Source organism: Aquimarina litoralis (genome assembly GCF_019295435.1).
Lineage (GTDB): Bacteria > Bacteroidota > Bacteroidia > Flavobacteriales > Flavobacteriaceae > Aquimarina > Aquimarina litoralis_A.
Genome location: NZ_WEKL01000041.1, coordinates 36,826 through 46,225 on the forward strand (window position 1 = coordinate 36,826; position 9,400 = coordinate 46,225).

The window sequence follows — 9,400 nt, forward strand, 5'->3', positions numbered from 1 at the left end:
ATAATAATCCATCTATAAGAAATAACCTGAATACTATAGATTCAGGTTACCTAATAATCAGTTTTTGAGTGCTTTGCAACTCTCCTTTCGACACTACTTTTACAACATAGATACCAGAACCTAATCCTATTGCGCTGGCAGACAAACTTTGAGTACCGGTTTGTAAAGTAGCTTCATATTTTATTTGTCCTAGTATAGTATAAATTCGAACAATCATCTCATCTTTGGTTTTGGAATGAGTATCTAAACTTAAAGTGAATTGATCGCTAACCGGGTTTGGTGCAATTGTTAGAGTGTTTATATCTTCTGGTTCCGTACCAAGTACTGGTGATTTGGTACTTAATTGGGCTATGATTTGCTCAGCAGATAAAGAATTACCACAAGATCCTTCATAGATTCTTACATTAGAGAAAATGGAATTATTTCCAGAACCACTATCATTATCATTGATAAATACCAAGCGATCCATAACTCCTGTATAGAAATTTCCAACAGGAATCGTATACGTCACAGTTCCCGAAGTATAATTATCAAAATTAGTCACTCCATAGTTCTGCGTTCCATGAACTTTAAAATAACGTGAAGAGGTCAAGGTATTATTATTTTCAAAACCAATGGCATGTATTTCTCCTTGGGATGTACTACTAAAACTAAACTCAATAACCGTATTAGCTGTTACCGTATAATCCAAAGGAATAAATTTCCATGTATTATTCGTTAATGACAAACCATCTCCGCCATTCACCACTGAAAAATTCCCATCGGCATCTTGATTCGAGAATCCAGAAATTGCAAAATCATTAAAATTAAGTGCCGTACAATCAGGATCTGGATTTCCTATACCATCTTGGATACTAATAGCATCTATAGCAATATCACTTTGCCAACCACTACTTCCTGTACCCGTTAGCACATTAAATCGCAACTGCACACTATCATTGCCTACATAACTTGATAAATCAATACTAGCAGCATTCCAGGCATTTCCTTGATTTCCGGATCTACTAAAAACAGATAACCAATTACCTGTATTGTTGGTTCTAGCTTCGACTGTTAAGCTATTTATTTGACTACCAAACATATGATATTGGAAATTAAGTGTAGGATTCGCTACACTACTAAAATCTAAACAAGGTGAATTAAGTATTGCTCTTTTATTAGGAAATCCTGTTCCATTACCAGAGGCTTCTACATACAGATAAAAACTACCATCAGCTCCGTTAGATGGTCCTGTATTGTTAGAAGGTGTACCTCCAGAATCTCTGGTCCAGTTTAAATCATCATTCGTAGCTTGTGACCATTGTCCGATACCCGTTTCAAAACTTTCAGTAAACGGAAATGATGATACTGTTGCAGCACAGGTATCTGGTGGTGGCGGTGTACTATCGATAGCACCATCAATATCAAATCTAGAAAAGAAATCCCATACTTCTTGAGAGGTATTTATGTTACCTCCATTCCAACTATGTCCTTTTCCTTGAACTCGAATAAATTCTGCAGTCACCCCATTATCTCCATTATCCCAAATGGAACGTGTAGTTCCTCCTCCCAACTGAATAACATCTGGAGTCGAATCTGCATTGTTTACAGAAGCCCAATATTCCATAACATCTTGTATCGGTTCATTAGTTCCATTACCATTGATAGAAATCACATTATCGTTTGTTCCTGTAATTTGTAATACGGCCGTTGGATGTTGCGGCTGACATTGATTATTATCAATCCAAATTCTTGTCATACTTCCAGCTACAGAAGCAACAGCGGCAATCCTTGGACTTAATTCGCAGGCCAATCGGTAACTAAAAAAACCTCCATTAGAAAATCCAGTAGCATAAATACGTTTTTCATTGATATTATAATCTTCTTGAATTTTATCTATCAAGGCATCAGAAAATCCCAAATCATCTTGGTTTCCTCCAAAATTATTGTTGATAGCCCATCCTGAGAAAAAACCACCTAATCCTTGAGGAGTTACGAACAAAAATTGGTTGTCTTCTGCTAATTGTCGAAAATCACTCTGATTATACTGCGTATCTATATTATTCGTAAATCCATGAAAGTTTAATATTAAAGGAGCAGGTTTACTGGGATCATAACTAGCGGGTACATACAATCGATATTGCCTGGTTCTACCATCATTTTGTAAAGTAGCATTGATCACTTGTTGCGCATTGGTAGCAAAAGTTGTGAGAATAGCGATGACTGCTATCCAAAAATTTCTTTGAATAAAGCTTAGTTGAGTTTTCATTTTTAGGTTTTAAATAATTGATTTGTGTTAAATAGTTAAAAAATATTATGCATGAATAATAAATGAGTTGATGGCGCAAATATACCTACTATTTTAAGTAAACATCAATTTTTATCTTAAAAAATTACAATATTCATAAAATTATTATATTAAAAATACAAGAAGCGCAATACATGAAATTCTTTGAATTATTCGCAATGATCGTAATCAATACATAAATGAATTCGTATTTTTAGAATTATAGGGTGAAAAAATAAAATTCGAAGGATACGATCCTCTATAAAATTGAGTAAAAACCTATATTCGCGCCCATGTGGATGTACCTCGGATTATTGGCAGCTCTTTTTCTTGGATTACATAATTTATGCAAGAAACATGCAGTACAAGGAAATGAAGTTTTTCCTGTGTTATTAGGCACTATTGGATCTGGTTTTTTGGTATTACTTCCTTTTTTTATTGGGTCTGTATACTATCCAGAATTCACTAAACAAATAGGATTTTATATAGATCAAATTCCATTAAAAACTCATGGTTTTATTTTTATCAAATCCATGATCATGGCATCGTCATGGGTATTAGCATATCAGGCTCTCAAGCACTTACCAATTACCATAGTAACACCCATACGTTCTGCAGGACCATTTTTTACATTTATAGGTGCAATTTTGATTTATCAAGAAAAACCGAATCTCTTGCAATGGATTGGTTTTTTTATGATTATTTTTTCAGTAATTCTATATTCAAAAATTGGAAAAAAAGAAGGAATCAATTTTAAGCGGAATAAATGGATTTTTGCTATCATTGGCGCTACGTTTTTAGGCGCTTCTAGCGGATTATATGATAAATTTTTGATCCAAAATCTCTCTCTAAATCCACAGACATTACAATTCTGGTTCTGCTTCTATACAGTACTTATCTTATCAGTTATTTTATCTGTTCTATGGATTGGGAATGCAGAAAAAAGGAAAAATTTCACTTGGCGTTGGACCATTGTTGCCGTTGGAGTGTTATTGCAAGCGGCAGATTACTTCTACTTTAAGGCCTTACAAGATCCCGATGCCTTGATTATGCTTTTATCTGCCATAAAAAGAAGTCAAATATTAATTGCAGTTGTAATTGGTGGACTTATTTTTAAAGAAAAAAATAAACGTAAAAAACTGGTCCCATTATTTGGTATCATGTTAGGTGTGTTCTTAATTTTATATTCTTAAAACTATATATTTTCATATCTACAGTATTATATGAAGCACAAATTGTTTCTAATATTAATTGGTTTCGTATGTAGTATTTCTTGTACTACTACTGATGCATCTAATGAGCGCTTTTTTATTCCCAAAGGATATACTAAAAATGGAATTGTCAATAAATATTATGTTCATACCTATCCGAAGGATAAACAAATTACCACCACCAGTTTAGAATATTCATCCCTTAAAAAAGTTAACGATAGTACTTTTCAAAAAATAGTATATAATCCAGCATTCAAGATTCAATCTATTAGAGATTTTAGTGTTAAAGAATATAGATTTATAGAACTTGGTTATAAAAGATATTTTCAATTAGATTCGCTTATAGCAGAATATCCAAATGATTTAGAAAAGAACTATCTCACTTTTAAAAATGAAACTGTTTCCTCAACGTCCAAATTAAAAAACAAAGATTCTGTTTCTATAGAAGTTCAAAGAACTACCAAGTTTATAAAAGATACTACGATCTTATCTAAACCAGCAAAAATTGTAGCGCAAAACATACATAATATCATTGTTTTTGGAAAAACTCCAAGAGATACCATGTATTATCAATATCGTAATGTTTATGTTCAAGATTTAGGACTCTACTCCTCTACCTTAACTACTGATAGCAATCGTATAGAGCGAATACTTGTAGAACAAATACTTCCGGAAGAATTTGATACATTATCTGATCACAATATAGAACGTGTAGGTTATATTGATTTTGACAAGACTATAGATAAAGAATTAGAATTAGAACTTTGCTTAGATCATCAATTCATAGCAGATTACTATAACGGTGGTAATGATCGTGCAGGTTTTATTGGCGGCAAGGGAAACTTAAAAAAGTTAGTATATGAACAGCTAGACACCACCAAACTTAAAAATGAATCTGGTTATTTGACTTTTCGATTTGTCATTAATTGTAAAGGTAAGGCTGGTAAATTTATTACCAACGAAGCGGACTTTGATTATAATGAAAAGCAATTTGACGACGAAACTAGAACGCATTTGTATGAAATCCTTTCTTCTGTAAAACAATGGAAGCCTTGCGTGATGCGAAATACAGCTAGAGATTCTTATTTCTATGTAACCTTTATTTTAAAAAATGGAAAGATTGAAGATATTTTACCTTAGTCTTGGTTTTGTCGTCATTACATTTAGTTCTTGTGATACGAAGCCGGAACTCTATAAAACAACGTTTGATAGAACAATATCTCAAAAATATGTTAAGCAATTTATTGAAGGGTTGCATTATGATTCTTATTATCAAGGCACACCTGAAGAGCATTTTTTAATCCAGGAAGCCATCGCATTAGATCCAAGTTTTTCAGATCCTCATCGAGAAATGGGAGCTTCTAGAGTTAAGAGAGGTATCAATACAGAAGCTATGAAAAAATATGCAAAGGCAGTTGCATTGGATGCTAAAAGCTGGCAAGGATATAGAGGATATTTGTATTTATATTTTTATAGAGACTATGATAATGCCATTAAAGATTTTAATGAGCTAGATGCACTTACTCCCAATTTTGTTGATTATCCTCAATCTCAGAATATTGATTTTATGCGAGGCATTGCGTATATGATGAAAGGAGAATATATAACAGCTCAAGAATACTTTAAAAAGTTTTTTGATCACGAATCCAAAGACTTAGCATATATAGAAAGTAGAGCTTTTGTGTATTATGGAATTACCTATTTTAAAACTGGAGATTTTCAGAAAGCTTTGGAAAAGTTTGATCAAGGAATTCAACTTAATAAAAATGCAGATCTATTTTACTGGAAAGCTAAAACATTAGCTAAGCTAACATATCCTTCGGCTACTATTAATGAATTATTAGAAACTTCTAAGGAATTGCTTCTGCAAGGATCTAATAGCAGAAGACCTTATGTAGAGGAATTTTATCAAACGTATATTGAAGATATCGAAGCACTTCAATCTAGTATTCAACAGATCAATTAACAACCAGATCTTTATCAGTATCTGGCTTCATTACAATACCACTATATCGTATTGAAGTACGATGAGTACTGTTGATATTAATGCTCGTTTTCCAATTAGGAAACATGGTTATGGTTACTCGATAAGATTCTTGATCATCGTTTACTGTAAACTTGATAATATGTCTTTGTTTTTTTTCATTTTTGATCACTTCATATCGATCTGGTATTCCATCAAACTTAATTCCAATATCATTTGAACCATACTTACCAGGTAGTTGGCGTTCGCCATAGAATGGTAATTTCATGGAGATACTGTCTCCGTGTATTTTCACAAAATTAGCGTTACCAATAAGACTAATACCATTTATGGTACTTCCTGGAGGCACCAATCCGCTATTGGCCAAACTATTCAAACTTGTTGTCATTAGAGGATACATCCAATCCGATTCAATACGAAAAGACTTTTCAGTAATTAATGTTTCTAAAGCTTCACTTTGAGCAGTTGGTTCAACTGTGCTTTTAGCACTATTACAACTCATTAGTACTCCTCCTACTGTTAATATAAACACTACTACTCTACCTAACCTATACATCTGACTATCTTTTATTTACTACAATTTCACTAAAGCATAATTTACAAACTTTATACCAAAAATGAAGAGCCTTTAACAGACCTTAACCATTAATCCTTGATTCTATTTTGCTTAAAATATCTTTTGAACTTGTAAGGTGTTGCTCTAATAATGGTTTTAAATTCCCATATACGAGCATATAATGAATCGCTAATCTAGCATGATACGTATCACTTAAAAAATAATCATACATCTCTGGATTATCTAACTTACCAAATAGCAAATCTCCAATCCAAGCATGATTATATTTAAGATAATCCATATTATCTGTTACATCATCGCCTATTCGTTCATGAGTTTCTTTTAATAGCGTGTCAAAAGCATTATGATGTGCTAAAATCTGAATTACTAAACTATCCGTCTCCGTAGTACTGCTTTCAAATTTTTCTAATAGTCGGATCCCTTTTTGCTGTAATTCAAAAGGATTATAATTCAGTGTTAATCCCATAGCTCTCGGATACGTTTTATACATCTCAATATCCACCGTATCACTAAGAAACTGATCAAAACGTAGTTTCCTAGTATTTAGTAACTCCAAAGCGTTATTCACCTTTAAAGTATCTAATTTAAGATCTTCTTGATAGGTAACTAAAACATTTTTTAAATGATTCTTGGTTTTTCTAACCTCATTAGCATTATTAATACTTACAGCTATTAAAATACCAATAACCACCAATATAATTTCTCCTATCGCATAAAGCACGTATTTCCGTATCCCTTTACCTTTCATTAAGTTTCTTCGTTGCGCGTTGAACAATTTCATAATCCTAATATACGATAAATTAAAAATCAGTTTCTTACCCTTTAGGAAGACGCAATAAATATTAGTTAAATCACAATAAAAAATATTGGTCAGCATATGAAATGAGCTATTTTTGCCGAATGCAAATTAAAAAGATCCAACAGTTCGAATTTATTGTCTTAATGGCATCTTTGATGTCTATTGTGGCACTAGCTATAGATGCTTTGCTTCCTGCGTTAGATATTATAGGAATTCATATTGGAACTACTGAGTTGGCTGATAATCAATTGCTGATTACAATGATCTTTTTAGGATTAGGAATTGGTCCCTTAATTTTTGGGCYAATCTCGGATGCAATTGGAAGAAAACCTGTGGTATACATGGGTTTTTTATTATTCATTATCGCAAGTTTTATTTGTATTAGTGCTACAAACCTTACGATGATGGTTATAGGAAGAATTTTACAAGGTATAGGACTTTCTGCCCCAAGAACCATTGCAATTGCTATGATTAGAGACACCTATAGTGGCGACTATATGGCTCGCATTATGTCATTTATTACCGTGGTGTTTATTCTAGTTCCCATAGTAGCTCCTGCTATAGGAAAAGCAATCTTAGATCATTATGATTGGAAAGCTATTTTTTATATTCAATTATTTTTTAGCGTATTGGTATCTTTTTGGTTCTGGAAAAGGCAAAATGAAACTTTAGATATTTCCAAAAGAATTAGATTTAGTCCTTATATTTTTGTTGATGGGTTAAAAGAATTAGCAAAGTATAAAGACACCATGGGGTATACTTTTATTTCTGGATTAATTGTAGGATCCTTTTTGGTGTATTTAAGTAGTTCACAACAAATTTTTGAACAGCAATATCAACTCAAAAATGAGTTTCCGTATATTTTTGCTTTGTTGGCCATTTCAATTGGTACTGCTACCTTTCTAAATGGCACCTTGGTGTTAAAATATGGAATGGAAAAACTGGTATCTATTTCTTTATATTCCTTTTTTGGAATATCCCTAGTTTATATTCTTTTGTTCAATGGAAATACAAACCCTAATGTAGTTGTACTATTAATTTTCTTTGGATTACAATTTTTTGCGATTGGATTTTTGTTTGGAAACCTAAGAGCACTGGCAATGGAACCTGTAGGTCATATTGCAGGAATAGGCGCTGCTATTACAGGTTTTATAAGCACAATAATGGCTGTACCTATAAGTACCTTTATAGGCAGATTTGTAAACGACACAGCATTACCGCTGTTTCTGGGATTTTTGATTTGCGCTAGCATTTCGATTGGTATTCTTATATACCTTAAAATTTCTTCAAAAAACAAGATAACCTCTTCTTAATCAAATTGATTTTTATCGTTTACTTGTTTCTTTTCAGGAACAGATAGTTCTCCATTCCCTGCAATAGCAAATTGATCTCTTTTTGATCCGTATCCAAAATTTGAAGATCTTCGATACTTATTTTGAAAATCAGCAAATTTTCTCTTTGACCAGGATCTTTTTTTCTTTTGATTTTCCATACGCTTTAAAATTATGGTATAGCTACCTGATTGATACTTAATTTCTTATCTAAAGTTATATGATTTTGGAGAATAAATCTGAAACGTTAACATCAAATTATAATTATTTCCCTGATTTTTGTACCAGTTCAATTTTTCTGATTTGTTAAAGCTATTGGAATGATTGTTGTTTATTTATATATTGAATCACTAATAGTGCCATTATGAAAACCTGCTTTAACAGTATTATTTTTCTTATTTGTTTAATTCCTTTAGGATATGGGCAATTTCCATCTTCTCCAAATGATATTACAAATGTTTCCGATGGATACACTGGTCATGAAGATGCATTGATTAATGATATTATCAAGCTTGAGTTTGATAAAAAGAATACTAAAATCACTTTTGAATTTGTATCTGAAGAAACTACCGGAACAATTGAAGGTCTTGATTATAAGATTTCTTTTAATCCCGAAGATACAGACAATGCGCATTTTAAAGGGACTGCACTAGTAAACACATTGGATACAGGTAATTTTTTGAGAGATGGCCATTTAATGTGGGAGAAGTTTTTCCACAAAAAGAAATACCCTAAAATCGCTTTCGAAAGTAAAGAAGTAGTACATTTTGGTGATAATAAATATAAAGTAATTGGTAATCTTACTATCAAAGGGATTACCAAAGAAGTTATTATTAATTTCACTTTAGATATTACCAAAAATCTTTTAGGCAAAACTACAATTTACACCAGTGACTATGGAGTTAATATCCATGACGAAAGGGAAAAGAATAAACTACATATAGTATTCGATTTCCCTATTTTGGATTAAAACAAAAGCATCACGCATTGTGATGCTCAATTTAGATATGAATTGTATGTGCTTTTGCTAATTTTTCTGAAGATTTCAGAAATTCGTTATTAACGATATTCATTTCTGTTAAACGTGTTATTTTTATTTTTTCTTCACGTTTGGTATTCCTTTTTTGCATTAATGATCGCATCATGTTACTTGTTTTTACTTTTATTTTTCCCTGATGCGAAGTTAAGAACAAATCGTAAAAAAAATAAGGGTATAAATACGGTTTTTAACA

10 protein-coding genes are annotated in these 9,400 nt (G+C 32.1%); 5 read left to right on the forward strand and 5 right to left on the reverse strand.

Annotated elements, in window-relative coordinates; translation table 11 throughout:
* Positions 1–46 precede the first annotated feature (46 nt).
* Positions 47–2,248 carry a T9SS type A sorting domain-containing protein gene (locus GBO31_RS18135; RefSeq protein ID WP_219009883.1) on the reverse strand — a complete coding sequence of 734 codons (2,202 nt, stop codon included), beginning with the start codon at positions 2,246–2,248 and terminating at the stop codon, positions 47–49.
* 311 nt (positions 2,249–2,559) lie between these two features.
* On the opposite strand from GBO31_RS18135, the gene GBO31_RS18140 reads away from it, so the two are divergent.
* The 3 genes from GBO31_RS18140 to GBO31_RS18150 are packed head-to-tail and all read left to right on the forward strand — an operon-like array spanning position 2,560 to position 5,443.
* Positions 2,560–3,459: an EamA family transporter gene (locus GBO31_RS18140; RefSeq protein WP_219009884.1), complete on the forward strand. Its 900-nt coding sequence runs from the start codon at positions 2,560–2,562 to the stop codon at positions 3,457–3,459.
* Positions 3,460–3,489: 30 nt separating this feature from the next.
* On the forward strand, positions 3,490–4,617 hold the full coding sequence (locus GBO31_RS18145) for a hypothetical protein (RefSeq protein ID WP_219009885.1): 1,128 nt from the start codon (positions 3,490–3,492) through the stop codon (positions 4,615–4,617).
* Positions 4,598–5,443: a tetratricopeptide repeat protein gene (locus tag GBO31_RS18150; RefSeq protein WP_219009886.1), complete on the forward strand. Its 846-nt coding sequence runs from the start codon at positions 4,598–4,600 to the stop codon at positions 5,441–5,443. The genes GBO31_RS18145 and GBO31_RS18150 overlap by 20 nt, the downstream gene beginning before the upstream one ends.
* Here GBO31_RS18150 and GBO31_RS18155 read toward each other — a convergent pair.
* A complete protein-coding gene (locus tag GBO31_RS18155; RefSeq protein ID WP_219009887.1) occupies positions 5,436–6,017 on the reverse strand; it encodes a DUF4251 domain-containing protein in 582 nt (193 codons plus the stop codon). The two genes, GBO31_RS18150 and GBO31_RS18155, sit on opposite strands and share 8 nt — an antisense overlap.
* An 82-nt stretch (positions 6,018–6,099) precedes the next feature.
* A complete protein-coding gene (locus GBO31_RS18160) occupies positions 6,100–6,819 on the reverse strand; it encodes a DUF6090 family protein (RefSeq protein WP_219009888.1) in 720 nt (239 codons plus the stop codon).
* 119 nt (positions 6,820–6,938) lie between these two features.
* On the opposite strand from GBO31_RS18160, the gene GBO31_RS18165 reads away from it, so the two are divergent.
* Positions 6,939–8,150, forward strand: a complete 1,212-nt coding sequence (locus tag GBO31_RS18165; RefSeq protein WP_219009889.1) for a multidrug effflux MFS transporter — start codon at positions 6,939–6,941, stop codon at positions 8,148–8,150.
* On the opposite strand, the gene GBO31_RS18170 is transcribed toward GBO31_RS18165, so the two are convergent.
* On the reverse strand, positions 8,147–8,329 hold the full coding sequence (locus tag GBO31_RS18170) for a hypothetical protein (RefSeq protein WP_219009890.1): 183 nt from the start codon (positions 8,327–8,329) through the stop codon (positions 8,147–8,149). The genes GBO31_RS18165 and GBO31_RS18170 overlap by 4 nt on opposite strands.
* Before the next feature lie 203 nt (positions 8,330–8,532).
* Between GBO31_RS18170 and GBO31_RS18175 the strand changes: the two genes are divergently transcribed.
* Entirely contained in the window at positions 8,533–9,138 is a 606-nt protein-coding gene (locus GBO31_RS18175) for a YceI family protein (protein WP_219009891.1), read from the forward strand.
* Positions 9,139–9,169: 31 nt separating this feature from the next.
* On the opposite strand, the gene GBO31_RS18180 is transcribed toward GBO31_RS18175, so the two are convergent.
* On the reverse strand, positions 9,170–9,313 hold the full coding sequence (locus GBO31_RS18180; protein WP_219009892.1) for a hypothetical protein: 144 nt from the start codon (positions 9,311–9,313) through the stop codon (positions 9,170–9,172).
* Positions 9,314–9,400: the final 87 nt, after the last annotated feature.